The organism is Vibrio sp. MMG023, from assembly GCF_021654215.1.
Classification (GTDB): domain Bacteria; phylum Pseudomonadota; class Gammaproteobacteria; order Enterobacterales; family Vibrionaceae; genus Vibrio; species Vibrio jasicida.
In genome coordinates, this window is record NZ_JAKFZP010000007.1 from 144,573 (window position 1) to 167,539 (window position 22,967).

At 46.9% G+C, this 22,967-nt stretch carries 23 protein-coding genes; 15 read left to right on the forward strand and 8 right to left on the reverse strand.

Annotated elements, in window-relative coordinates; genetic code table 11:
- Positions 1-5: 5 nt before the first annotated feature.
- Complete coding sequence (locus tag L1076_RS21660; protein WP_039974069.1) at positions 6-779, reverse strand: DUF4344 domain-containing metallopeptidase; 774 nt, start codon at positions 777-779, stop codon at positions 6-8.
- 198 nt (positions 780-977) lie between these two features.
- Between L1076_RS21660 and L1076_RS21665 the strand changes: the two genes are divergently transcribed.
- The 4 genes from L1076_RS21665 to L1076_RS21680 all read left to right on the forward strand — a co-directional run bounded on the left by L1076_RS21665 (position 978) and on the right by L1076_RS21680 (position 5,114).
- On the forward strand, positions 978-1,610 hold the full coding sequence (locus L1076_RS21665; RefSeq protein ID WP_039973855.1) for a CatB-related O-acetyltransferase: 633 nt from the start codon (positions 978-980) through the stop codon (positions 1,608-1,610).
- A gap of 564 nt (positions 1,611-2,174) precedes the next feature.
- Positions 2,175-3,410, forward strand: coding sequence for a sodium/glutamate symporter (gene gltS, locus L1076_RS21670; protein ID WP_038869865.1), 1,236 nt, complete (start codon positions 2,175-2,177; stop codon positions 3,408-3,410).
- Between the two features lie 286 nt (positions 3,411-3,696).
- Positions 3,697-4,467, forward strand: a complete 771-nt coding sequence (locus L1076_RS21675) for an SDR family oxidoreductase (protein ID WP_237304450.1) — start codon at positions 3,697-3,699, stop codon at positions 4,465-4,467.
- A gap of 101 nt (positions 4,468-4,568) precedes the next feature.
- Positions 4,569-5,114, forward strand: coding sequence for an OsmC family protein (locus L1076_RS21680; protein WP_038869862.1), 546 nt, complete (start codon positions 4,569-4,571; stop codon positions 5,112-5,114).
- Positions 5,115-5,209: 95 nt separating this feature from the next.
- Here L1076_RS21680 and L1076_RS21685 read toward each other — a convergent pair whose 3' ends face one another.
- Together L1076_RS21685 and L1076_RS21690 are read right to left on the reverse strand one after the other, a co-directional pair.
- Positions 5,210-5,737 carry an RNA methyltransferase gene (locus L1076_RS21685; RefSeq protein WP_038880074.1) on the reverse strand — a complete coding sequence of 176 codons (528 nt, stop codon included), beginning with the start codon at positions 5,735-5,737 and terminating at the stop codon, positions 5,210-5,212.
- Between the two features lie 196 nt (positions 5,738-5,933).
- Positions 5,934-7,031 carry an FAD-dependent oxidoreductase gene (locus tag L1076_RS21690; RefSeq protein ID WP_237304451.1) on the reverse strand — a complete coding sequence of 366 codons (1,098 nt, stop codon included), beginning with the start codon at positions 7,029-7,031 and terminating at the stop codon, positions 5,934-5,936.
- A gap of 135 nt (positions 7,032-7,166) precedes the next feature.
- On the opposite strand from L1076_RS21690, the gene L1076_RS21695 reads away from it, so the two are divergent.
- Positions 7,167-7,736 carry a TetR/AcrR family transcriptional regulator gene (locus tag L1076_RS21695; protein WP_010644408.1) on the forward strand — a complete coding sequence of 190 codons (570 nt, stop codon included), beginning with the start codon at positions 7,167-7,169 and terminating at the stop codon, positions 7,734-7,736.
- Positions 7,737-7,811: 75 nt separating this feature from the next.
- Positions 7,812-9,173: a tetratricopeptide repeat protein gene (locus L1076_RS21700; RefSeq protein ID WP_237304452.1), complete on the forward strand. Its 1,362-nt coding sequence runs from the start codon at positions 7,812-7,814 to the stop codon at positions 9,171-9,173.
- Positions 9,174-9,286: 113 nt separating this feature from the next.
- Here the strand turns inward: L1076_RS21700 and L1076_RS21705 are convergent, their stop codons facing one another.
- From L1076_RS21705 to L1076_RS21715, 3 genes are read right to left on the reverse strand one after another with little or no spacing between them, the layout of a single operon-like run.
- A complete protein-coding gene (locus tag L1076_RS21705) occupies positions 9,287-10,117 on the reverse strand; it encodes a hypothetical protein (RefSeq protein ID WP_051117172.1) in 831 nt (276 codons plus the stop codon).
- On the reverse strand, positions 10,117-10,974 hold the full coding sequence (locus tag L1076_RS21710) for an ABC transporter ATP-binding protein (protein ID WP_237304453.1): 858 nt from the start codon (positions 10,972-10,974) through the stop codon (positions 10,117-10,119). Before L1076_RS21710 ends, L1076_RS21705 begins: the two co-directional genes overlap by 1 nt.
- The gene (locus L1076_RS21715; RefSeq protein ID WP_041059386.1) at positions 10,971-11,342 is read right to left on the reverse strand and encodes a GntR family transcriptional regulator; all 372 of its coding nucleotides are present in this window, start codon (positions 11,340-11,342) and stop codon (positions 10,971-10,973) included. Before L1076_RS21715 ends, L1076_RS21710 begins: the two co-directional genes overlap by 4 nt.
- 447 nt (positions 11,343-11,789) lie before the next feature.
- On the opposite strand from L1076_RS21715, the gene gltS (L1076_RS21720) reads away from it, so the two are divergent.
- Positions 11,790-13,016: a sodium/glutamate symporter gene (gene gltS, locus L1076_RS21720; RefSeq protein WP_005448891.1), complete on the forward strand. Its 1,227-nt coding sequence runs from the start codon at positions 11,790-11,792 to the stop codon at positions 13,014-13,016.
- 282 nt (positions 13,017-13,298) lie between these two features.
- Here the strand turns inward: gltS (L1076_RS21720) and ulaG are convergent, their stop codons facing one another.
- On the reverse strand, positions 13,299-14,366 hold the full coding sequence (ulaG, locus tag L1076_RS21725) for an L-ascorbate 6-phosphate lactonase (protein ID WP_237304454.1): 1,068 nt from the start codon (positions 14,364-14,366) through the stop codon (positions 13,299-13,301).
- A gap of 124 nt (positions 14,367-14,490) precedes the next feature.
- Positions 14,491-15,246 (reverse strand): HTH-type transcriptional regulator UlaR, encoded by a 756-nt coding sequence (gene ulaR / locus L1076_RS21730; RefSeq protein ID WP_038869808.1) that lies wholly within the window; start codon positions 15,244-15,246, stop codon positions 14,491-14,493.
- A gap of 386 nt (positions 15,247-15,632) precedes the next feature.
- Between ulaR and L1076_RS21735 the strand changes: the two genes are divergently transcribed.
- From L1076_RS21735 to L1076_RS21770, 8 genes are all read left to right on the forward strand, one after another.
- Positions 15,633-17,393, forward strand: coding sequence for a PTS ascorbate-specific subunit IIBC (locus L1076_RS21735; RefSeq protein ID WP_005434683.1), 1,761 nt, complete (start codon positions 15,633-15,635; stop codon positions 17,391-17,393).
- A 121-nt stretch (positions 17,394-17,514) separates the two neighbouring features.
- A complete protein-coding gene (locus L1076_RS21740; protein WP_237304455.1) occupies positions 17,515-17,991 on the forward strand; it encodes a PTS sugar transporter subunit IIA in 477 nt (158 codons plus the stop codon).
- A gap of 9 nt (positions 17,992-18,000) precedes the next feature.
- On the forward strand, positions 18,001-18,693 hold the full coding sequence (locus L1076_RS21745; protein ID WP_237304456.1) for an L-ribulose-5-phosphate 4-epimerase: 693 nt from the start codon (positions 18,001-18,003) through the stop codon (positions 18,691-18,693).
- Between the two features lie 4 nt (positions 18,694-18,697).
- Positions 18,698-19,519 carry a Cof-type HAD-IIB family hydrolase gene (locus tag L1076_RS21750; protein WP_237304457.1) on the forward strand — a complete coding sequence of 274 codons (822 nt, stop codon included), beginning with the start codon at positions 18,698-18,700 and terminating at the stop codon, positions 19,517-19,519.
- Between the two features lie 5 nt (positions 19,520-19,524).
- On the forward strand, positions 19,525-20,172 hold the full coding sequence (locus L1076_RS21755) for a 3-keto-L-gulonate-6-phosphate decarboxylase UlaD (RefSeq protein WP_038880142.1): 648 nt from the start codon (positions 19,525-19,527) through the stop codon (positions 20,170-20,172).
- Positions 20,173-20,180: 8 nt separating this feature from the next.
- On the forward strand, positions 20,181-21,062 hold the full coding sequence (locus tag L1076_RS21760; RefSeq protein WP_038898432.1) for an L-ribulose-5-phosphate 3-epimerase: 882 nt from the start codon (positions 20,181-20,183) through the stop codon (positions 21,060-21,062).
- A gap of 447 nt (positions 21,063-21,509) precedes the next feature.
- Positions 21,510-21,938: a hypothetical protein gene (locus tag L1076_RS21765; RefSeq protein ID WP_038869804.1), complete on the forward strand. Its 429-nt coding sequence runs from the start codon at positions 21,510-21,512 to the stop codon at positions 21,936-21,938.
- A 151-nt stretch (positions 21,939-22,089) separates the two neighbouring features.
- Complete coding sequence (locus tag L1076_RS21770; RefSeq protein ID WP_045406462.1) at positions 22,090-22,956, forward strand: glycerol kinase; 867 nt, start codon at positions 22,090-22,092, stop codon at positions 22,954-22,956.
- The last annotated feature ends 11 nt before the right edge of the window (positions 22,957-22,967 follow it).

The following is a 22,967-nucleotide window of genomic DNA, read 5'->3' on the forward strand; positions in this document are numbered from 1 at the left end:
CGCGATTATTTTTCTTTTAGTTCATTGTCTTGCAAGTAATGCAGCCAATTATCACGGATGTTGCCGTAATTGAATTGGCAGAACTCTTTACGATCGCGTAAGTAATCTTTTTCTACCTCATCTAACAAGGCTTTATATCGCTCTGGATTGCTGCCGTAAACTAGACACAGGGTAGAGAAGTAGCGCTGCAGATCGAAACTGTGCTCGTCAATGTACTCGCCAAAATCGTAGTAGTCCGGTCTGTCGTCGGATTCGAATGCGAACATGTCTGCAGCACTGATCGCCACATCGGCACCTTCATCAACGTAGTCAATCAACAAAATGGTCGCGAAGTTATCGACCGCATCTTCCTCTTTACCCAGTACCGGAATGTTTTGATCGGCAATGTAAGCGTGTCCGGCTTCGTGCAATAGCGTGTGCAGCAAAGTATCGAGCGCGCCCGTTTTCGGTGATTTACCGTAACGTTCTTGGTATTTGTTGTTGGTGAAGTAGTTGAATGATTCCAGATAGAAGGTGTAGGGAATATGGATGGTGTGGGTTTCTGGATCGTAAAGTGGACCGTCTTCGCCACCGTAGGTCAGTATTAGTGGGTTATCAAACGGGAAGTAATCATCAGAAAGCTGGACAAAGATGTCGTTCACTTCACTGCTTTCAATCACTTGCGCAGCAAAGCGATCATCGGCAGTTTCCGCTGGGAGGTATTCGATTTTAATGTTTTCGCTCGCAGACGTTGTGGCAGCAAACAACAGCAGAGAGGCAAAGGCAGAGTGACTTTTCATTTTCGGAATCTTGTTATTTGTTTGGTTTGCTTGAAAATTATACATAGTTTTTATAGTGTGCGCGCTGGAGGGCACATTCATGAACAATCCATTATTACTGCAACCCCGCATCCAATAGGCGTCGTTGACTGAGAACGCAGCAACAACGACACGAGAAATCGTTCCGTGGCATACATTTACTCTATTAAGGTAATTGCCATGAAAAAACATTGGTCCAAATTTCAGTACCTGCACCAAGTGGTGCAAAACCAAAACATCCACATCAAAGGCACCCACAGTTATTACAGCGATTGTTGGGATAACGGCTTTGAAGATTCGGTCGTGCGTTATCTGCATGGCGATGAAATCAGTAAAGCGTGGCAGCCGAGGTGGGAAGTCGATCAGCTCTACATCGGTGATTACGTTTGTATCGCGGCTGAAGCGGTGATTTTGATGGGCGGCAACCACAATCACAGGACGGACTGGTTCTGTCTGTATCCGTTTCTTGATGACATTGAGCAATCTTACCAAGGCAAAGGCGATACCGTTATTGGTGATGCGGCTTGGATTGGTATGCGCGCGATGATCATGCCTGGTGTCAAAATTGGGGAAGGTGCAGTCATCGCGGCAAACAGTGTGGTGACTAGAGATATCCCGCCTTATACCGTGGTGGCAGGATCGCCCGCAAAACCCATCAAGCTTCGCTTTGAGCAAGACACCATCGATAAGCTGCTCGCGCTGCAAATCTACACGTGGGATGAAGATAAGTTTGAGGCGCTTCGCTCTTTCGTCTGTAACAATGATATAGAGCAGTTAATCATTGCAGAAGAAAAGTATAAAAGTGGCGAATAGCACTGAAATGAGGAAAATTTTCAGCGATATGTTATAATCTCGCTCCGTTGTAACGAGAACACTTGTTGCAAGCTTGAGAATTTCCTTGGATTCGGCTCGTTTTAATCATCATGAGTCAGAGTTATTGAACTACGATAGGATACAAGCAAACCCAGATGTTAGAGCGCCACCACGGCGCTCTATTCGTTATAACGGTAAGGAACTTTGCCCAATAGTGAGGATGACTTTCTGTTTAAGTAAGGGAGCCCGATAGCGGTTCAGAAAGTCTCTCTCGGACAATACTCACAACACTATATGTCCATCCACATCAAGCAGTCATTTTTGCTTTGAATGTGAACCGGATAAGAAGGAGCTTAATCGGCTCCTTTTACATTTTAGGGCTTGCGAATAGCGCATAAATCAGAACATCGCTTAACGACCGTCCCTTAAACTAGCCTAAGGCGCATTTAACACAACCTTTTGAGTATTTTCGAAAAAATATAGCGAGAAAATTTGCTATTGAGCGAAGGTTAAACTAACACTCAATCATTACGGAGGATGAAGAGAACAATAATAAGAGGCGATATGAATCATTTGATATCTGTAGGTGCACTGGAGTCCTTTTTGGTTGCGATCAGTGTGCTTTTTTTGGGGCATTTCATTAATGCTAAGCTACCGATCTTAAAGAAATTCAACATACCTGAGCCGATTGTAGGGGGCTTGATAGTCGCCTGCGCCATTACTGCTCTTCATTTCAACGGTATCGATCTGGAATTCGATTTGCCGTTGCAGAATACATTTATGCTGATGTTCTTTGCTACTGTTGGTTTAGCAGCAAACTACACTCAGTTGATGAAAGGGGGCGCGAAGGTCTTTATCTTCTTAGCGGTCGCGTCGTTCTACATCATCATACAAAACGGTGTCGGTGTTTCATTAGCGGCGGCATTGGGTTTAGATCCGCTGATGGGGCTTATCGCAGGTTCGATTACTCTTTCAGGTGGCCACGGCACAGGTGCGGCATGGTCACAAACGTTCCAAGACGTGTATGGATTAAATAACGTGTTGGAAATCGCGATGGCGTCAGCAACATTCGGTTTGATCATCGGTGGTATCATCGGTAGTCCGGTTGCTCAGCGATTGATCGAAAAGAACAAGATCGAATCTGAGTATGGTCCTGGGGGCAGAGATGCCAAAACCCACGAAAAATTCCCAGAATTGGTGACGTACAACGAATACGAAGAAGACAAAGTAACCGCGAAAAAAGTGGTTGAGAAATTGTTCTTCCTATTGATCTGTGTGACAGGCGCTAAGTACGTAGAGCAATGGGTGAGCACTTACGATATTCAATGGCTGATGATTCCAGACTTCGTCTACGCATTGTTCATTGGTGTGATCATCACTAACTTCTTGGAAGTAACTAAAGTCCGTAAGTTAGATACAGAAACGGTCGATATGCTAGGTACGGTATCGTTGTCTCTGTTCTTGGCAATGGCATTGATGAGCCTGAAACTGTGGAACATTTTCGACCTAGCGATCCCATTCTTGGTGATTCTGGGCGTGCAGTCGGTGATTCTGGCTATCTTTACCTACTACGTAACATTCAAGGTGATGGGTAGTAACTATGATGCAGCGGTTATCTCTGGTGGTCACTGTGGTTTTGGTTTGGGGGCAACCCCAACAGCGGTAATGAACATGGGTTCTATCGTTAACCGCTTTGGTCCATCACCACAAGCTTTCATGGTTGTACCGATTGTTGGTGCCTTCTTCATCGACATCGTTAACTTGATCATTCTGCAAGGCTACATTTCGTTCCTTGGCTAGATTGATAAAAAATACTTATAGAGGCCACAGTTTATCTGTGGCCTTTTTTTATATTTATTGATGATGTGAACGGGTGGAATAAAAAATTTTTCTATGTAAATATCTGAATAATAAGGAAATAACCAAATATACCTATTGGTAGGTAGATAAAGTTGTTGACGTGAAAATAATATGATCTTAGAGTAACAACCACTGACGAGGAGCTGGTTCCCAAACCACCTCCTTTTTTAATAAAAACACTACCTACTTACTAGTAGGTAGGTTAATGAGAGAAAGGAAACGTATTATGTTCAACACATCTTCAATTGCACTTATCGTAGGCGGCTCATCAGGTATGGGTAAAGCGACAGCAGAGCGACTTCTTAAAGCTGGTGTATCCGTCATGATTCTTTCGCACGATAAAAACAACCTTGCTGAAGCAAAGCAGGATTTAGAAAGTGTGACCAAAGGCCAGGTAGAAACCGCTCAAGTTGATCTGTATGACCCAAGTGCAGTGAAAAGCTTTATCGAACAATTGAATGCTGAAAAACGTCATATTGGTTACTTGGTTAATGCTGCTGGCTTCTTTAAACCGGTCGATTTCCTTGACCACTCAGAGCGTGATTACGACCTACAACTAGACATGAACCGGTCGTTTTTCTTCATCACTCAGGCTGTGGCGAAAAATATGAAACAGCACGGCGGCGGTGCGATCGTAAATATCGGTTCTATGTGGGCTCACCAAGCAATTAAAGCAACGCCATCATCAGCGTACTCAATGCAAAAAGCGGGTCTTCATGCTCTGACGAAAAACCTAGCAATTGAACTTGGTGATCACGGCGTACGCGTAAATGCTGTAGCACCAGCTGTTGTGATGTCGACGATTTACAAGTCATTTATCGCGGAAGAAGAAATCGAATCAGCACTACAAGGCTTCAATGATTTCCACCCGATTGGCCGTATCGGTTCAACAGAAGATGTGGCAGACGCGATTGAGTACTTACTGTCAGACAAATCGTCTTGGGTAACTGGCACAGTGCTTAATGTCGACGGCGGTGTAATGGCTGGCCGTAACTAACATCACTAAACGTGCGAATTGGGGCCTTTCACTCCATCCCTAAAGGCCCCAATTAAAAATTCAGTAGTAAACACGACATCAAATAATAACAAGGACATATCATGGATAACTCACCACTAAACGGCATTAAACTCGATGACCTAGCGGCTTACACTCAAGTGATCACTGAAGACGCAACGCAGGCGATCTCTGAATACGGCATTGTTGCTGAATGGAAAGGCGGCGTTCACAGTGAAATCCGTACTTTGAATCAAAAGGTTGGCGGAAAAGAAATCGTAAAAGACTTCAGCTTTGAAGTTGGTGAGCCAGAAGAGTTATTGGGCAACAATGCATACCCAACACCTCAAGATTACCTATTGGGCGGCATGGCTGGTTGCATGATGGTGGGTTTTGTTGCGGGTGCGAGTGCTCGTGGTATCAAGCTAGACGCTGTGAAGCTAACCATCAAAGGTGCCCTGGATTTACGTGGCTTCCTAAATGTGAGCGAAGAAGCGCCGGTTGGCTTTGATGAAATCCAATTTCAATTTGAAGTAAAAGGTGAGGGGACTCAGGCTGATTATGACGAAGTCATTGCGAGCGTACAGCAGTTCTCTCCAAACTATCGCACCATTAGCGATGCGGTCAAAGTTTCAGCCATCGTTGCATAACTAAAATATTAATCAAAATCACGCACGCTTTTTCACTGCTTTGAGCCTATATTTCGATATAGGCTCTTTTTTTATTAAGCAGTACCGAGTACAAATTATTGCGCTGATACGCAGTCTTTGACCTTCAATCGATTTTTGTTGTCTCGGTTGGTAATCACTTGTTGATGGTCGTCAATCGTGCCCAGATTTTTCGCCAAACGATCATACAAGACAACATTGACCGTTGCCGCCAAGTTCATGCAGCCATTGGTGGGAACATACACTACGTGGTCAGCCTTATCGACAACCTCTTGCGGCAGTGAGCCATCTTCTGGGCCAAAAATATACACCGCGTTTTCTGGGTGAGTAAAAAGAGGCAACGCCGTAGCGCCAACTGCCAACTCAACACACACCACTTTCACGTCTTCAGCAAGGTGAGCGGTGAGATCGTCCATTTCGATCAAATTGATCCGTTCGTGCATGTTCTTCGTGTCGGTTCGGAATTTTACTGCACGATTATAGCGAGTACCGTTATAACGAACTTGTGTGGCGTCATAACAACCTGCTGCGCGCATTACCGCTCCCACATTGGTTGGATCTTTCGGGTTATACAGTCCAAGAATGACCGTTGACTGTGCTGTCATTGCTGTTGTTCTACTTAATGGTTTCAAGATAAGAGCTTGATGCTCGTTGAGCGTGGGATTATGGACTTAACCCGCCAGAAGTACTATCACAATATTTTTTTAGAAGTAGAAGTAGAAGTAGAAGTAGAAGTAAAACTAAGGGACGAGTGGGTTACGGGGAGCAACAACCTCCCCATAAATGAATGGATAGAGCAATTTAACGAGCGGCAAGCTTTTCGATAACACTCTCTGCTGCTTCTAATGCGCCCTCAATAAATCCACCGAACTCTTGTGCTGATTCTGTTCCCGCAAAGTACATGCCCTGTTGGCTTAATTGCTCCAGTGATGCGTTGAGCCCATAACGCGGGTGATGAGTTGGCATGGTGTGATCCTTTTCAACCGCCGTGTATGCCTCTTTCGACCAGTCGAGCAGTTTTACTTCAGTGACGTTATACGCCTCGGGGCCAAAGAGTCTCGCTAGTTGCTCAACTGCCATGGTTTTCAATTTGGTGGCGCCTAGCTGTGCGCGATCTTGAGCATCGTAACCGATAAAACCGAACAGGGCGGCATGGCCATTTTCAGCACTGGCGTCATGAATTTCCACCAATGGACCAACTTGGCTGTTTGCGTAACCAGACAATCCGTTTTCACGCCAGAAAGGTCGGTCATAAATGGCGAAGAATTTCGCGTGAGCGGCCATCCATGTGGGCGTTTTTTCCAGCGCATTTAACGCTGTTGTTGGAAGGGTGGGCGTCAAGCGGATGTTATTGGCAATCAAACGATGAGGGAGAGCGAAGATGATGTTCTCACTCTCTAAGGTCAGCCGCTCTGCTTGGTGGATAACATCGACGCTATATCCTTGGCTTTCAGTATGACTCACTGCGTGCACTTGATGCTCATATTTGATGTTTTCTGGGTTGAGTAACTTTGCTACTCCTGCTACCAATTGCGCCATGCCACCCGATACTCTCATGGATTGAGGAGAAGAAAAGAATTGATTCGACACTTGACGAATACCAGCCTGCCCGGCTTGTTCGATTAACATATCGCCAGTTTCGTACTGTTCTACGATCGGAAGCGATAAGTTGTCGACAAGCCTCATGACACGATGATTCATCTTGGGCCAAAACCAAGATGGGCCGAGGTCAAATTGGTCGTGTTGACTGTTTGCTGCCAAGCTCGCAGAAGAAAGAATTCGACCTCCGAGTCTGCTTCTCGCCTCAAGTAGCAAGTAGTTATGCCCCGCTTTTTCTAGGTACGCTGCGGTGTAGAGACCGCTCAAACCGCCTCCGATAATAATAAAATCGTATTTCATTGTTTGCCTTTAATGTTAGTTATCTACTGGTAGGTAGGTTAAGTCTTTTTTGAAAAAGAAACAATACCTACCGGTAGGTAGACAGGTTTGTGAGGGCATGCTATCTTTTGCAAAAATGTTTAAGGTGGAAGCCACATGAAAGAACTTAGCCCGACGGCTGCAAAGATTGCCGACCTTGCTGAAAGCTACATACAAAGCCGAGGTTTTAATGGTTTTAGCTTTCGCGACATCCAAAATGAGCTGGGTATTAAGACCGCGAGTATTCATTACCATTTTAAAACCAAGCAAGACTTGGCTGAAGCGGTGTTTGAACGCTATCTCGCAAACTACGAAGCGGCGTTAATTCAGATCGAGAGCCAACCAAGCAGTGCTGAGGAAAAAATTGAAGCGCTGGCTGATATTTTTATTGGTGTACGCGAGCAAGATAAGTTGTGTTTGTGTGGTATGTACGCTTCTGACTTTTACTCTTTGGCAGATGGCCTAGAAGGGCTGCTGTCGCGTTTTGTGCAAACGAATGAGCAATGGCTACAAAAAATCATTGATCAGGGTGTAGAGAACGGAGAGTTCGACTTACGAGTGGAATCAGCCCAAGTTGCAAGGCTAATCTTTGTTGCACTGGAAGGCAGTATGTTACTTTCTCAGTTTAAAGATGCCGATTACATTCGCAGCGTGAAGGCGAGTTGTCTCGCACTCCTTAAACGCTAAGATTATTCATAATACTGCCCGCGATAAGCGCGGGTATTATTTTAAATTTAACAGCTATCTACTAGTAGGTATGTAATGATTAAAGACAAAAGAACGCTAGAGATGAACGGCATTGATGCTGCAGGCACAGAACAATTTGAACGGATTCTCGAAGATATGTTGACCTTTCTTCCCAGTGCAATGAGCGATCTCGATCAACTGCTACTGCTCTATCCGGACTTTATGATGGGATGGATTTTTAAGGCGTACAGCCATGCGAGTGATGGGCGTCGTTCTACTTTACCCATCCTGGCTAAAATGGTTACGCAGTTGGATCAGTTCGCGCAATCGGCCACCAAGCGTGAAGCGCTGCACATGCATGCGTTGAAACAATGGAGCCAAAGCAATCTGAAGGGGGCTCTGGATACATGGCAACATATTCTGAGTCTTTGGCCTTTGGATATCATTGCCTACCGCCAATTTACAGGGCAAACATTTTGGTTTGGCCAAAAGCAACGGGCACTGCACGTTTCTTTGCAAGTCTTACCCTATTGGGATGAGCAGACGCCAGGATATTGGATGTTTGCTACTGCTCATGCCTTTGCACTCGAAGAGGCGGGGGAATATGAATTGGCAGAAGCGTTTGCGCGCCAGACGTTAGGGTTGAACCACCAAGATCTAATCGCCAAGCATACGATGGCTCATATTTTTGAGATGCAAGGCGAGGCGAAAGAGGGCATTGAGTTCTTACAAGATCATGCGAATACGTTTTCAAATCACAATGCGTTTCGCGGCCATCTTTGGTGGCACCTTGCGTTGTTCCATCTTGAGCAAGGCAATATTGATGGCGCCTTGGTTTTGTTTGATCAGTACATCTACCCTGCAGAGTCTTCGATATACCTTGATATCCAAAACGCAGCTTCGTTATTGGCTCGCTTGGAGTTCATGGGAGCTGATGTTGGAGAACGTTGGCATCGATTGAGTGCCGGAGCACTAGAGATTTCTGCCGACAGCACTATCATGTTTACTGAAATTCACAATGCCATGGTGTTAGCGAAAACCGATCATCATGACCAGTTAGATGCCAATATAACGCAAATTATCAGTTCGCCACTACAAACTCAGGAAGTGGAGTTTATGACAGGCAGCAAGTTGATGCAGGCCATCAAGGCGTACCACAGTTCGAACTACCGTCATTGCATTGAGTTGATTAACCAGGTGAGAGATTTGCACAGCAAGCTGGGGGGAAGTCACGCGCAGCAAGACGTCATTTCACAATACCTGCTGATGGCCCATGCGCATATACAACAGTGGGACCAAGTGGCGTGTCTGTTGAAAAATCGCTATATCGCAAGAGCACAAGCGCTGCCAGCAGAACAGATAAAGCGAGAGTTGGCTCAGTTCGATGAAGTGAAAAACATCGACACTCTGCTGCCTAGTTTAGTCAAAGTGGTTTAGCGCAAATGCTGCCTGGGTGCGGAAATAAAATAGGTGCGGAAATAAAATGGGTTCGGAAATAAAAAAGCGAGGACAGTACCTCGCTTTTGATGGGTTTGTTTTGCTTGTGCTTGTTAGTTCACGGTGCGGCTGAACTTGATGCTAGCTGTCCAAGCAAGCACACCAATGAAAGCGTAAACCCCAACGTTCATCCAACCTGCATCTGGAATCGCGCTGAACGGGTTTGGCGCAAGAATCGCGTGCAGTGGTAGATAGAAAATCGCTGAGAAGAAATCATCCAGACCATAGAAGTTGAACATCGCAATCGGCATCCAGCGTAGCGCGTAAATACCAATCAAGATAACCAACAGTGGTGAGTTCACTTTCTGTGAGATTGCCATTGCAGTCAGTGCAAGCGGCAATAACAACACGCCAGCCACCACCATTCGAAGCAAGAATTCAATCCAGTTCAGCAGCACGAAGCCCAATGATGCTTGGCGATACAACAACGCCAGCTGGTGGTCCGTTGAAACATTCAACATCCACAGCATAAAGTCGGCAGCGAAAACCAATACCGAACACACTAACGGAATCACCAATAAACCAAACGTCAGCTTCACCAGATGGGTTTTCACGTCACTGACAGGCATACTGCGCCAAAACATGATACTGCCCTCTGAGCGCTCTTTACGCAGCGTTCTTGGGAAGTATTGAGTGCCAAGCAAGATAGACAACAAACCAATGCCACCTGTGATCAGCATGTTGACGTCATCGCCTAGCTCTTTGTGGATGTCACTGACATCACCGCCAAAGCTCATTTGGAAGAACATATTGTGTTGCAGTGTCGAGCTGCTCATTAAGCTGACGAACAGCAGCACGCCACAGGCAAACATAAATAACGGCACGCGTGTAACCAACGGGTTCTCTAGCCATTCTTTACGCAACATCGCGACAATCGATTTCATTATGCTGCCTCCTTCTGCAATGCCAAGAACAGATCCGCAAGCTTGACGCCATACACATCACCCAGCCCAGCAACTTGCTCTGCGTATTGGGAAGACAGCAACCATTTAGTCGTGCCTAAGCCCTTTTGTGATGACAGTGGTTTCAGCACTTCGATTTGTGCGCGATGCTCATCACTGGCATCGAGAATGAAGTAATCTTCGCTGATGCTGTCCATTGAGGTTTGCAGAACAGGTCGACCGTGTTTAAGAATTAGCACGTCCGTCAGTAGGTGTTCGATTTCCGATACTTCATGGCTCGCTATGATCAGCACACGCTCGCCATCGTGGAACCATTCCAGCAAATGACGGTAGAAGGTATCGCGATAAACCAAATCTAAGCCAAGCGTTGGCTCGTCCAGAATCAGAATCTGTGTATTGGTCGCGATGACAACGGCCAAGAGCAATTGCACCTTCATGCCTTTGGATAGGGATTTGATGCGCGCGCGCGGCTTGATGTCGGTTTGACGCAGCATGCTATCGGCTTTGCTGCGATTAAAACCTGGGTGTACGCCCTCGGTGTAATCGAGCAGCTGAGTAACCGTCATCCAGTTTGGCAACACGTTCACATCCGAGATGTAAGACAAGCTTTGCATGATTTTGTCGCGTTGCATGATTGGCTCAAAGCCGTTGATGCGAATGGTGCCCTGATATTCGTGTGCACCGAGTAGGGCGTTAATGAGAGTCGATTTACCCGCACCGTTATGACCTAGCAAGCCAAGCACTTGACCCGCTTGTAGATCAAAGCTCACGTCATGCAGCGCTTCACCCTGCTGACGATATTGCTTGGAGACGTGTTTTACACTGACTAATGCGCTCATTGGTCACCTTCAATATGTGTTTGGATTTGTTGGATAAATTCATCAAGTGACATATCCAGACGTTGTAGTGTGCCGGCGATCTGCGGAATTTGTTGTTCAAGGAAACGGGCTTTTTCATCAGCAAGCAGCTGTTTTTTTGCTCCTTGGGCGACAAACATGCCTTGCCCACGTTTCTTCTCAATCAATCCTTCATCAACCAATAACTGATAGCCCTTCATGACCGTCAGGTGGTTGATCTTCATATCCGCAGAGACACTGCGTACCGAAGGCAAAGCTTCGCCTTCTTGCCAGATGCCTTGCAATATTTGCTGGGTGATCTGGTCAGCCAACTGACGGAAAATCGGTTGGCGATCATGCCAATGCGTCATGATTGGTTTCCTTGGCTGAATTGGTGTTATATATATGTATAACACCTTGGCACTGGGATAGAAAGCACCAATCTTCTAGCGCCGTTTTCTCAATTACTTTTGTCGATGGAAATTCGACAAAGTTTGCACCAGAGTTTCACGCAAAATTTGCACGCAATCGCATACGTTTTTGCCCTCAAAAACTGGCAAAAAATTGTTCACTTCTCATAAGTTGAGAAGAGCGAAAAAAAACAGAAAATTGCGCCACAAAACTTGGTGAAAAAGTGTGTTTTTTCATTGAGTGAGAATTGGGTGAATATCCGAGCTATTGCTTTCTTATTTAATGAGAATTGAGTGGGTTTGGACCCTAGAAAACCACACGTTCAGTAGGCACTCTGACCTGCCTAAATACCGCTCAGCCGGCGAGTTGTTACTCAAAGGATGAGAAAAAGGAGGCAAAGAGGTTTTATGAATCAGGTCATTTCTGTCGGTCCACAAGAGTCGTTTCTCGTCGCTATTTGTGTGTTGTTCTTGGGACAATTCGTTAACGCTAAATTACCGATCTTAAAGAAATTCAATATTCCCGAGCCAATCGTGGGTGGTTTGATTGTAGCTTGTGCGATCACCGCGATGCATTTCAATGGCGTGGATTTAGTTTTCGATTTACCGCTGCAAAACACTTTCATGTTGATGTTCTTCGCCACTGTTGGTTTGGCTGCGAACTACACCCAGTTGATTAAAGGCGGCGCTAAGGTGTTTATCTTCTTAGCCGTGGCATCGGTGTACATTCTTATTCAAAACGCGGTAGGTGTCTCTTTGGCAACCGCGCTTGGCTTAGACCCGCTAATGGGCTTGATTGCAGGTTCGATTACGCTGTCTGGCGGTCATGGTACGGGTGCAGCATGGTCGCAAACCTTCCAAGATATGTATGGCTTACACAACGTACTAGAAGTGGCAATGGCATCCGCTACCTTTGGTTTGGTGATTGGTGGCATCATCGGCAGCCCAGTAGCGCAGCGTTTAATAGATAAGCACAACCTTGAATCTGAATACGGGCGTACTAACCAGACTCACGAGCGTTTTCCTGAATTGGTGACTTACAACGAGCACGAAGAAGACCGAGTGACCGCGAAGAAAGTGGTTGAGAGCTTGTCGATCATCCTGCTGTGTGTCACAGGTGCTGGCTACTTAGAAGGTTGGGTGAGCAGCTTTGGCATCAAATGGTTGATGATTCCAGACTTCGTTTACGCGCTGTTTATTGGTGTGGTGATCACCAACATCATGGAAGTGACCAAAGTACGCAAAGTGGATGTTGAGACGGTCGATATTCTTGGTACGGTTTCGCTGTCTCTGTTCTTAGCTATGGCGCTAATGAGCCTAAAATTGTGGAACATCTTCGACTTAGCAATCCCGTTCCTCATCATTCTGGCAGTGCAATCGGTGATTCTGGCGGTCTTCGCTTACTACGTAACATTCCGTGTGATGGGCAGCAACTACGATGCCGCAGTCATCGCAAGTGGTCACTGTGGCTTTGGTCTGGGCGCAACCCCAACGGCAGTAATGAACATGGGCTCTATCGTTAACCGCTTCGGTCCATCACCACAAGCCTTTATGGTGGTGCCTATCGTTGGCGCGTTCTTTATCGACATCGTCAACCTAGTGATTCTGCAAGGCTGTATTTCATTTATCAAGTAACCGGCCTCGCTTCACAAAACAAAAGCCAGTCCCGAGAGACTGGCTTTTTTGATCGGCTTAGAGTAATAGGCATCAACAATTTAGATTACTGGAATGAGCTATGTCCTTTAAATTTATCAATGACTAATATTCGGTTTGTTGAGGACGCTACTGATGCGAAATCGTCGGACATTTATCATCAGTAATTTCCTTTTCTCCTTATAAGACTCTAGCTAATTGCCCGTCGCATCCATCATCGCGACGGGCTTTTTTTATTCCTGCCAAACGGACGTTGCGACGGAATTACAAGAACGCTTTGTATGGCAGTTCTGGTTCGTTTTTGAAGATGTCGCTAAAGCCACGGAAGTGTTGGTAGTGCATGCGACCTTTATCGGTAGGGAAGGTGTATTTGCCCCCGACTTGCCAGAAGAACGGTGCGAACTTGTATTGCAGACGGTCTTTCTTCATGTTCCACAGCACTTCGATTTCGCGTGGGTCGTTTTGGAAGTTCGCCCAAATATCGTGGTGGAATGGCATCACGACATCACAATTCAACGATTCTGCTGCGCGTAGGATGTCAGAAGATGTCATCTTGTCAGTCACGCCGCGTGGGTTTTCACCGAATGACAACAGTGCCACGTCGATTTGGTATTCGTTGCCGTGCGCTGCGTAGTAGTTTGAGTAGTGCGAGTCACCAGAGTGATAAACCGAACCGCCTGAAGTTTCAATCAGGTAGTTCACCGCGCGTTTGTCCATGCCGTCGAGGATTTCTTTATCGTAAGATGAAGTGCCCTCTGGCAGCGTGACAAGTGCAGTACGGTCGAATGAATCCAGTACGCGGATCTTCATGTCGTCGACCTCAAGTACATCACCCACTTTCGCGACAACACAACGCTCTTCTGGCACGCCCCAGCCCATCCATAAATCGACACACGCTTGTGGACCGATGAACTTCACGTGGTCACCACAGTTTTGCAGTACCGCCGCCGCGACGTTAACGTCGATATGGTCAGCATGGTCATGGGATGCCATCACAGCGTCGATCTCTTTGATAGCAAATGGGTCAAGCGGGAAGATAGCGGTACGTAGGTTTGGTTGCAGCGCTTCGACACCGCCCATACGCATCATTTGGTGCTGGTTCTTCATGAACGCGTTCTTTTGCGTCTTTTTGCCCGTACCACACCAGAAGTCGATAGAGATGTTGGTGTTGCCCTCACTCTTCAACCAGATACCTGTACAACCTAGCCACCACATCGAGAATGTATTTGGTTCTACCACCGTATTTTCGATCTCTTCGTTTAACCAAGTACCCCACTCAGGGAATGTATTTAGGATCCAAGATTCACGAGTGATTTCATTTACTTTACTCATAGCAACACCTTTTTGTTTCACAATTTTTATTAAATTTGGGATGTAGGGAGCCGAGCGCCTTAATTTGTGGTTAAGGCACTGAGCTGAATTATTTTTATTTATTTGAGAAAGAGGCTAGGGCGCGTTAGACCAGAATGACCTGTGTCCCTTTTGCTTCTATCGCTTTGATGACCTCTGGGTTGGCGTTTTTGCCAGTGATCAGAATGTCGATTTTCTCGGTAGGACAGAACAACATGCCCGTTCTGTGACCCACTTTGGAGCTGTCTACCACGACGACGAGCTTGTCGATTTGCTCAAGCATTTGCTGCTCTGCCACTGCAGTTAACATGTCGGCTTTGTAGAGTCCGGCTTCGGTTAACCCTTTACCCGAGGTGAACATCCAATTGCCTGCGTAACTGCCAAGCGAGTTGGGCGCCGGATTTAAGAACAGTTTTTGTGAACGGTTGTATTGACCGCCAATGATGATCACATCGTCATGGTCTTCATTGATCAGGTAGCTTGCCAATGGGAAGTAGTTGGTGACGATCTGCACGTCTTGCCCACACAACTTCTGCCCAAGTAGGAAAGCGGTCGAACCGCAGTTAATGACCACGCTGTCGCCAGGCTGACAAAGCTCAGCGGCTTGCATCGCAATCAAGGATTTTTCTTCGTAATACTCAGTGCTGTTGATGTTCAGCGGTGACCATTTTTTCTTTTCTGCTTCGACGCGTTCTGCGCCGTTGCGTACTTTGCGTAGTTTGCCTAGCTCATCCAGCTTAGAGATATCACGGCGAGCCGTAGCTGGAGAGACGTTAAAGCTCTCAATAATGTGTGAGACGTTAATCGTCTGATTTTCTTCTAGTAAAGACAGAATGCCATTGTGTCTTTGTACTTCATTCATACCCATCACCCTATTTGATTCAAATTCACCGAAATGTGTATCTAGTGATTATTTGGTGATTACTTGTGATTTGTTTTGATTCTATTAATCACGCTCTTGATTGTCAAATTCAAGACTGATGAAAATCTGAACCTCATCACAAGAATTTATAAGTTATTGTATTTATTGATAATTTAATTTTCGTGTGTGATCCACTTACCATTTGTAGGGTTTTTTGGAGGGCAAAATTGATAAATATCAAAATAATCACAAATGAGCATTGCGTGATTACTTTTGATTGTTAGAGTTTGTTTCGTGAGCAAAAACTGAGTAGATTCTACGACATCAGATGGAATCACTCTGACCTACATACGATTACAAATAAAAAACACTCTAGGGGTAAAGATATGGAGTTCTTGTACGACATCTTCTATATTTTTTACAGCCAAGTTATGACCAAAGCCCCACTACTGCTGGGTTTGGTAACATGCATTGGCTATTGGTTGCTGAGAAGAGACGCCACCACCATCATTAAAGGTTCCATCAAAACGATCGTGGGTTTCATGCTGGTTCAAGTGGGTGCGGGCACCCTAGTTGCTGGCTTCAAACCTGTGATCTCCAAACTTTCCGAATACCACGGGCTAACCGGCTCGGTCATTGACCCTTACACCTCCATGATGTCTACCATGGAAGCGATGGGCGACAACTACTCTTGGGTGGGTTACGCCGTTCTATTGGCATTAGGTATCAACATCCTCTTGGTACTGTTCCGCCGCTACACGGGTATCCGCACCATCATGCTGACTGGTCACATCATGTTCCAGCAAGCAGGTCTGATTGCCGTGTTCTACTTTGTGCTTGGCGCAAGCATGTGGGAAACCATCATTTACTCTGCGGTGTTAATGGCGCTGTACTGGGGTATCTCCTCCAACATCATGTTCAAGCCAACTGAAGAAGTCACCGGCGGGGCGGGCTTCTCTATTGGTCACCAACAACAGGTCGCGTCTTGGATTGCAACAAAAGTAGCGCCAAAACTGGGTGATAAGAACGACAGCGTTGACCACCTAGAATTGCCTAAATGGCTACACATCTTCCACGACAGCATCGCAGCAACAGCGATCGTGATGACGGTGTTCTTCGGCATTATTCTGCTTTCATTCGGTCTTGATAACCTTCAAGAAATGGCGGGCACCACACACTGGACTATCTACATCTTAGAAACGGGTTTGAAATTCGCTGTGGCGATTCAGGTGATTGTTGCCGGTGTACGTATGTTCGTTGCTGAGCTGTCTGAAGCGTTCAAAGGCATCTCTGAGCGCGTGATTCCAAACGCGGTATTGGCGATTGACTGTGCGGCTATCTACGCATTCTCTCCAAACGCAATGGTATTTGGTTTCATGTGGGGTGCGCTTGGTCAATTCGCGGCAGTACTGGCAATGCTGGCATTCGATGCGCCAATCATGATCATCCCTGGCTTCATCCCAATGTTCTTCTCTAATGCGACCATCGGCGTATTTGCTAACCACTTCGGTGGCTGGAAAGCGGTGATGAAGATCTGTTTCGTGATGGGCATCATCGAGGTACTAGGTTCTGCTTGGGCTATCCACCTATTTAGCCAACACGGCACAGAATTCAACGGCTGGATGGGCATGGCTGACTGGGCGCTTGTATTCCCACCAATCATGCAGGGTCTGTCTGCATCGAAAATGTTCTTCTTCGTTCTTGTTGGTCTGTCTCTGGTTTACATGTTCTTCGCTTCTCGCAAGCTACGTGCTGAAGAGGACGCGCAAGGCACAGTAGAAATCAGTGAAGAACCAGAAGTGATTGAAGCGGTAGAGCAAGCAATCAAAGCGAGTGACGGTCTGCGCCCAGTAAGCATCCTAGCGGTATGTGGTAACGGTCAAGGTTCATCGATGATGATGAAAATGAAGATCGGCAAATACCTAGAGAAGAAAGGCATTCCTCACGTGATGGACTCATGCGCAGTGTCGGACTACAAGTCGAAGCTCGCGAGCACGGACATCATCGTATCGTCGAAGCACCTGTCTGCAGAGATGGAACCAGGCGAAGGCAAGTTTGTACTCGGGGTGCAAAACATGCTTAACCCTAACTCCTTCGGGGACGAGCTACTCGACATCATCAATAAAAACTTTGTACCAGCAAAATAAAAAAGCATGACCAAATATCTCTCAATGAAGAGATAAGAAACCAATAACAAACAGCGGATAACAACAGTGGTGCCGGGCTTCAAAAAGCCAAAGTCACGGCACCCAAACTGGAGATAGAACAATGGGATTAAAACAATCACTGATCGACAACAACTCAATCAAACTGCAAGCGCAGGCGTCGAATTGGCGTGAAGCTATCAAGATTGGTACGGACATGTTGATTGCCTCTGGTGCGATTCAGCCTTCTTACCACGACGCCATCATCAGCAGCGTGGAAGAGTTAGGCCCTTACATCTGCATCGCGCCTAACTTGGGACTGCCACACGCACGCCCAGAAAACGGCGTGATTCGTACTGCTTTCGCACTGGTTACGCTAGAAGAGCCAATCTACTTTGAAGGCGAAGACGAGCCAGTTGATGTGCTAATCACGCTAGCGGGCAGCTCTTCCGACGAGCACATGGAAGGTCTGATGGAAGTGACCCAAGTGTTGGATGATGAAGACAGTGAAACGGGCGTGGATTTGGACAAGCTTCGCCGTTGCCGCAGCAAAACCGATGTATTCAACGTGATTGATGAAGCTCTGGCTGTCACAGCCTAAGGAGAAATCATGTACAGCGAACTGAAACAACGTGTGCTCGACGCCAACCTCAAACTGCCGAAATACGGCTTAGTGACCTTCACTTGGGGCAACGTGTCTGAGATTGACCGCGAGCGCGGCGTGATTGCGATTAAACCGTCGGGAGTGGAATACGATGGTATGCGCGCTGAGCACATTGTGGTGGTCGATTTAGACGGCAATGTGGTGGAAGGCAACATGAATCCATCCAGCGATACCGCGACCCACATTGAGATCTACAAAGCGTTCCCACAAGTGGGCGGCGTGGTGCATACCCACTCACGCAGCGCAACGATTTGGGCGCAAGCGGGGATTGATATTCCGGCACTGGGCACGACTCATGCCGACTACTTCTACGGCGACATTCCGTGTACTCGTAAGCTTTCACAACGCGAAATTGCCGAAGAGTACGAGAAGAACACTGGCTTAGTGATAGTGGAAGAGTTTCGTCAACGCCGCATCGACCCAATGGCTGTGCCAAGCGTGATTGTAGCAGGGCATGCGCCTTTCTCTTGGGGAACCAACGCTGACGATGCCGTACACAACGCAGTGGTATTGGAAGAGATTTCTGCCATGGCATTAGCAACGCGTTCACTCAACAGCGGCATCAAGATCCAACCTGAGCTTTCAGACAAACACTACCTGCGTAAGCACGGTGAAAACGCCTACTACGGGCAGAGGTAACGACATGTACAAAGTGCTTGCTTTAGATTTAGACGGAACCGTCCTCACTGATGACCACAGCATTCACCCTGAGGTGAAAAAAGCGATTCAAGAAGCGCAGCAGAAGTGTCACGTGGTGATTGTCACCGGACGCCATCACACCGCGGCACGCCCGTATTACGATGAGTTGGGTCTTACCACGCCTATCATCTGCTGCAACGGCACTTATGTTTATGACTACCACAATGACCGAGTGCTCAAGCACAACTCCATTGATAAGGAAGACGCGCTAACGTTCATCGCCTTGGCGAAGGAGTTTCAGGTCAAGATGGTGATGTACGTAACCGATGCCATGACGTACTCAAACTACAACCCAATTCACTACATGGAAGCGTTGGAAAAGTGGGCGAAAACCGCGCCAGAGCACCTTCAACCGAAGATCTACAAAATCGACTCGTTCAGCGAAGAAGTGCGCAATACCGAGTTCGTGTGGAAATTCGTGGTGGAAGGTTTACCAAGCTCGGTAGAACGCTTGATTGAAAACCCATGGGTGAAAGAGAAATTTAACGGCGAACGCTCGTGGTCGAATCGCATCGACTTCGCAGCAAAAGGCAACAGCAAAGGCTTAAGACTGGCGGAATACGTTTCTGAGCTGGGTTATCACCCGAATCATGTCATTGCCGTGGGCGATAACCACAATGATATTTCCATGCTCCGTTACGCCGGATTAGGCGTTGCCATGAATAACGCAGACGAGACGGTATGCTCAAGCGCCCGTTTGGTGTGCGAAACCGATAACAATAACGACGGCTTAGCTCGCCTGATACGTGAAAAAATTCAAGGATAAGCATCATGACCAAACCAATGATTCAAATCGCTCTAGACCAAACTAACCTAACTGACGCCGTGGCGGTTGCAAGCAATGTACACAGCTACGTTGATGTGATTGAAGTGGGCACCATTCTCGCGTTTGCAGAAGGGATGAATGCGGTCTCGACGTTACGTAAGAACCATCCAGACCACATTCTGGTTTGCGATATGAAAACCACCGATGGCGGCGCGATTTTGTCTCGCATGGCGTTTGAAGCAGGCGCTGACTGGATTACGGTTTCAGCCGCAGCGCATATTGCGACCATCGAAGCGTGTAAGAAAGTCGCGGATGAGTTTAGCGGCGAAATCCAAATCGAAATCTACGGCAACTGGACGATGGAAGATGCGCAAGCGTGGGTGGATCTCGGTATCACTCAAGCGATTTACCACCGTTCTCGCGATGCAGAGTTGGCAGGGATTGGCTGGACAGATGCTGACATCAACAAGATGCGTCAACTCTCTGAGCTAGGTATCGAGCTCTCTATCACGGGCGGTATCGTGCCAGAAGACATCTACCTGTTCGAAGGCATCAAAGCGAAAACCTTTATCGCTGGTCGTGCATTGGCGGGCGACAAAGGGCAAGAAACCGCAGAAGCATTAAAAGCGCAAATCGACCGTTACTGGAACTAGGGGGCGACATGTATCAGAACCTACAACGTCATCGTGTTGGCTTGTATGAGAAAGCGTTGCCGAACGAGTTGAGCTGGGAAGAAAAGCTCAGCGTGACCAAAGAATTAGGCTTCGACTTTCTTGAGATCTCGGTGGATGAATCAGACGAGCGCCGCAGCCGCTTAGATTGGGATGACGAGACGATTTATGCCCTGCGTCACCAGTGTGAACGCTACGGCATGCCATTGCAGTCAATGTGTTTGAGCGCGCACCGAAAGTTCCCGTTTGGCTCGGCTGATCCGAAGATCCGAGAGCAAGCCGTGCTGCACATGGAAAAGGCGATCGCATTGGCGTACAAACTTGGCGTCCGTACTATTCAATTAGCTGGCTACGATGTGTATTACGAGCCAGCAAACCGTGCCACGCATTTGCGTTTTATTGAAGGTATGAAGGAAGCTGCGAAACTGGCTGAGCGCGCAGGAGTGATGCTTGCTGTTGAAATCATGGACACTGATTACCTCAACTCATTGAGTAAGTTTGAGGTGCTCAATCGCGAAGTAAATTCGCCGTATTTCACCGCTTATCCAGACGTGGGCAATATCTCGGGTTGGAACTATGACGTGTGTACTGAGCTGAAATTGAGTAAGCCACACATTACCCAAATCCACCTTAAAGACACCTATCGCGTGACGCCAGAATACAAAGGTCAGTTCCGCGATCTCGTGATTGGCGATGGTGAAGTGAACTTCGATGCCATCTTCCGCACACTCAAAGAGACAGACTGCGTCGTGCCACTGGTGATTGAGATGTGGGCGCAAGATGAACATTGGCGTGCGCACATTCAAACCGCCCAACAGCGCTTAAATCAAGCGTGTGATCATGCGGAATTACCAAGGTTGTTTGCCGCATAATTCTCTCTTAACTGTATAAACAGTTATACCCAAGTAACCTCGAGATGCGTGGTTCAGCGAAAGTGACTTGGTTTGCAGACGCGGCAACGATTTGAAGATCTAGTGGTTCTAAATCAAAAATCGTTAACAAAGTATGGAAGCCAAGGCAATTCGCCCTTCGGGAACGAGTCACGGAAACAATTTCTTCGTCAAACGACTTGGAAATAGCTGTCTATTACGCTGCTTCGTTTTCCTTGAACTTGAGTCAGTGACTCGTTCTGAATCCTGCATCTTGAAGTCACTTGGGTATATATGCTCCGGTGCTCGTTATTGGGCACCGTTTTCCCATCGTGGGAACGTGCAGTTTTTAACCCTCGTGAAAACTGCACTCTTTCGTTTCATTGATTGACTTACCATCAGGGTTGGCGCAAAGTTGCGCTTTGTCGTTATGAAACCCCGTTAATCTGAATGAAATTACTCCATCTGCAACTTTTCTGGTACGAAAAACATCACACCCTATTGGAGATGGAAGACCTACCAATTCTCACCCTAGCTCAAGAACAAGAACTGCGTGAGTGGGCGAAAACACGCCGCAAAATCCTCAGCTACGAAGTGCATCAACAACCTTGGGTAAAAGTGAACGTCGACGGTTTCTCATCGATTTTAGAGCTCAAACCAAATGGCACGTTGGTGGAAAAAGACTTGTTCAGTGAGCGTGGTTTACAGGGCTTATGGAAGGTCAGCGACGGCTTCTTGTTCATCAAAGTCATCAGCGGTGAATTCATCGTCGAATACCAAATTGTTGGTCATACAGAAAACAATGTGCACAGTGGTATCGAGTACATCAATGGCAAAATCAGCACCTACAGCAAATTTGCCAAACTCGCGAATAATTAAGCCGATTCAATTCGATGTAGAGAAAGGAGCCAAAGTGCTCCTTTTTTGTTGTGGATAGAAAATCCCAACTATTCTTACTTCAAGCAATGAAATCAATGCGTTAATATCCAAGTCATTACCTTATTTCAAACAGTAGCAGGAGGCATGAATCGTGTCTGAAAAAATATCGACGTCGGCGCTGGCAAAAATGCGTCAGATAGAAGCCAAGCTGCTGTTTGCTGATCTGAAACGTGCAGGCTACATCGTTCGCCAAGACGAGAAATGGATTTTGACCGAAGAGGGCGCCAAGTTCGGCGGTGAGTATGTCGATCACCCTAAATTCGGGCAATTTATTGTTTGGCCGACCAACTTGCACATCGAGCTTGCTGCAACGTCTGGTAAAACCTACAGCGCAACCCAGTTGGGCGAGAAGCTGAAGCTCAATGCTAAGCGCATGAACCAGCTGTTAAGTGAATTAGGCTGGATCAGCAAATCCGAAGAAGGTTGGAGTTTAACCGAAGCCGGAATCCGCGCAGGTGGTCAACAGAGAGCCGATAAAGAGTCGCAGAACACCTTTGTGGTGTGGCACGACGTAGTGCTGCGTAACAAGCGACTCAAGCAGTCTGTGATTGAGTTTTTAGGACAAGATGCCGAGTCCCATTCCACAGATAAGTCGTTTTCTAGTTTTCGCCAGAAGTTTGAAGCTAAGCACCGCACTTTAGATGGGCATTATGTTCGTTCTAAAGGAGAACTGCTTATCGATAACTGGCTGTATTTGGCTGGTGTGGTGCATGCTTACGAGCGCCAACTGCCGATCGACCAAGACGTGACAAGTGATTTCTACCTACCAGGCGGCAAAGTCTATTTGCAGTTTTGGGGCAGCGATTCTGGCGAGATGTTAGAAGCGGAGCGAGAGAAGATTCGTGCGGTTTACGAGCAGCATAACTTCAACCTCATTGAGGTCGAACCGAGTGAGTTAGATAAGCTCGATGAGGTATTGCCGAAACGTCTGCGCCAGTTTGGTATTCAAGCTTATTAAACGCCTCGCTA

What these genes read in the sequence shown, in the direction of transcription:
- L1076_RS21690 (WP_237304451.1), bottom strand. Translation starts at nt 7,031, where the DNA reads ATGAAATACGATTTTATTATTATCGGAGGCGGTTTGAGCGGTCTCTAC.
- L1076_RS21715 (WP_041059386.1), bottom strand. Translation starts at nt 11,342, where the DNA reads ATGACGCATTGGCATGATCGCCAACCGATTTTCCGTCAGTTGGCTGAC.
- L1076_RS21665 (WP_039973855.1), top strand. Translation starts at nt 978, where the DNA reads ATGAAAAAACATTGGTCCAAATTTCAGTACCTGCACCAAGTGGTGCAA.
- L1076_RS21685 (WP_038880074.1), bottom strand. Translation starts at nt 5,737, where the DNA reads ATGACAGCACAGTCAACGGTCATTCTTGGACTGTATAACCCGAAAGAT.
- L1076_RS21755 (WP_038880142.1), top strand. Translation starts at nt 19,525, where the DNA reads ATGACCAAACCAATGATTCAAATCGCTCTAGACCAAACTAACCTAACT.
- L1076_RS21735 (WP_005434683.1), top strand. Translation starts at nt 15,633, where the DNA reads ATGGAGTTCTTGTACGACATCTTCTATATTTTTTACAGCCAAGTTATG.
- L1076_RS21695 (WP_010644408.1), top strand. Translation starts at nt 7,167, where the DNA reads ATGAAAGAACTTAGCCCGACGGCTGCAAAGATTGCCGACCTTGCTGAA.
- L1076_RS21700 (WP_237304452.1), top strand. Translation starts at nt 7,812, where the DNA reads ATGATTAAAGACAAAAGAACGCTAGAGATGAACGGCATTGATGCTGCA.
- L1076_RS21680 (WP_038869862.1), top strand. Translation starts at nt 4,569, where the DNA reads ATGGATAACTCACCACTAAACGGCATTAAACTCGATGACCTAGCGGCT.
- L1076_RS21740 (WP_237304455.1), top strand. Translation starts at nt 17,515, where the DNA reads ATGGGATTAAAACAATCACTGATCGACAACAACTCAATCAAACTGCAA.
- L1076_RS21675 (WP_237304450.1), top strand. Translation starts at nt 3,697, where the DNA reads ATGTTCAACACATCTTCAATTGCACTTATCGTAGGCGGCTCATCAGGT.
- ulaR (WP_038869808.1), bottom strand. Translation starts at nt 15,246, where the DNA reads ATGAATGAAGTACAAAGACACAATGGCATTCTGTCTTTACTAGAAGAA.
- L1076_RS21745 (WP_237304456.1), top strand. Translation starts at nt 18,001, where the DNA reads ATGTACAGCGAACTGAAACAACGTGTGCTCGACGCCAACCTCAAACTG.
- gltS (WP_005448891.1), top strand. Translation starts at nt 11,790, where the DNA reads ATGAATCAGGTCATTTCTGTCGGTCCACAAGAGTCGTTTCTCGTCGCT.
- ulaG (WP_237304454.1), bottom strand. Translation starts at nt 14,366, where the DNA reads ATGAGTAAAGTAAATGAAATCACTCGTGAATCTTGGATCCTAAATACA.
- gltS (WP_038869865.1), top strand. Translation starts at nt 2,175, where the DNA reads ATGAATCATTTGATATCTGTAGGTGCACTGGAGTCCTTTTTGGTTGCG.
- L1076_RS21760 (WP_038898432.1), top strand. Translation starts at nt 20,181, where the DNA reads ATGTATCAGAACCTACAACGTCATCGTGTTGGCTTGTATGAGAAAGCG.
- L1076_RS21660 (WP_039974069.1), bottom strand. Translation starts at nt 779, where the DNA reads ATGAAAAGTCACTCTGCCTTTGCCTCTCTGCTGTTGTTTGCTGCCACA.
- L1076_RS21705 (WP_051117172.1), bottom strand. Translation starts at nt 10,117, where the DNA reads ATGAAATCGATTGTCGCGATGTTGCGTAAAGAATGGCTAGAGAACCCG.
- L1076_RS21710 (WP_237304453.1), bottom strand. Translation starts at nt 10,974, where the DNA reads ATGAGCGCATTAGTCAGTGTAAAACACGTCTCCAAGCAATATCGTCAG.
- L1076_RS21750 (WP_237304457.1), top strand. Translation starts at nt 18,698, where the DNA reads ATGTACAAAGTGCTTGCTTTAGATTTAGACGGAACCGTCCTCACTGAT.
- L1076_RS21765 (WP_038869804.1), top strand. Translation starts at nt 21,510, where the DNA reads ATGAAATTACTCCATCTGCAACTTTTCTGGTACGAAAAACATCACACC.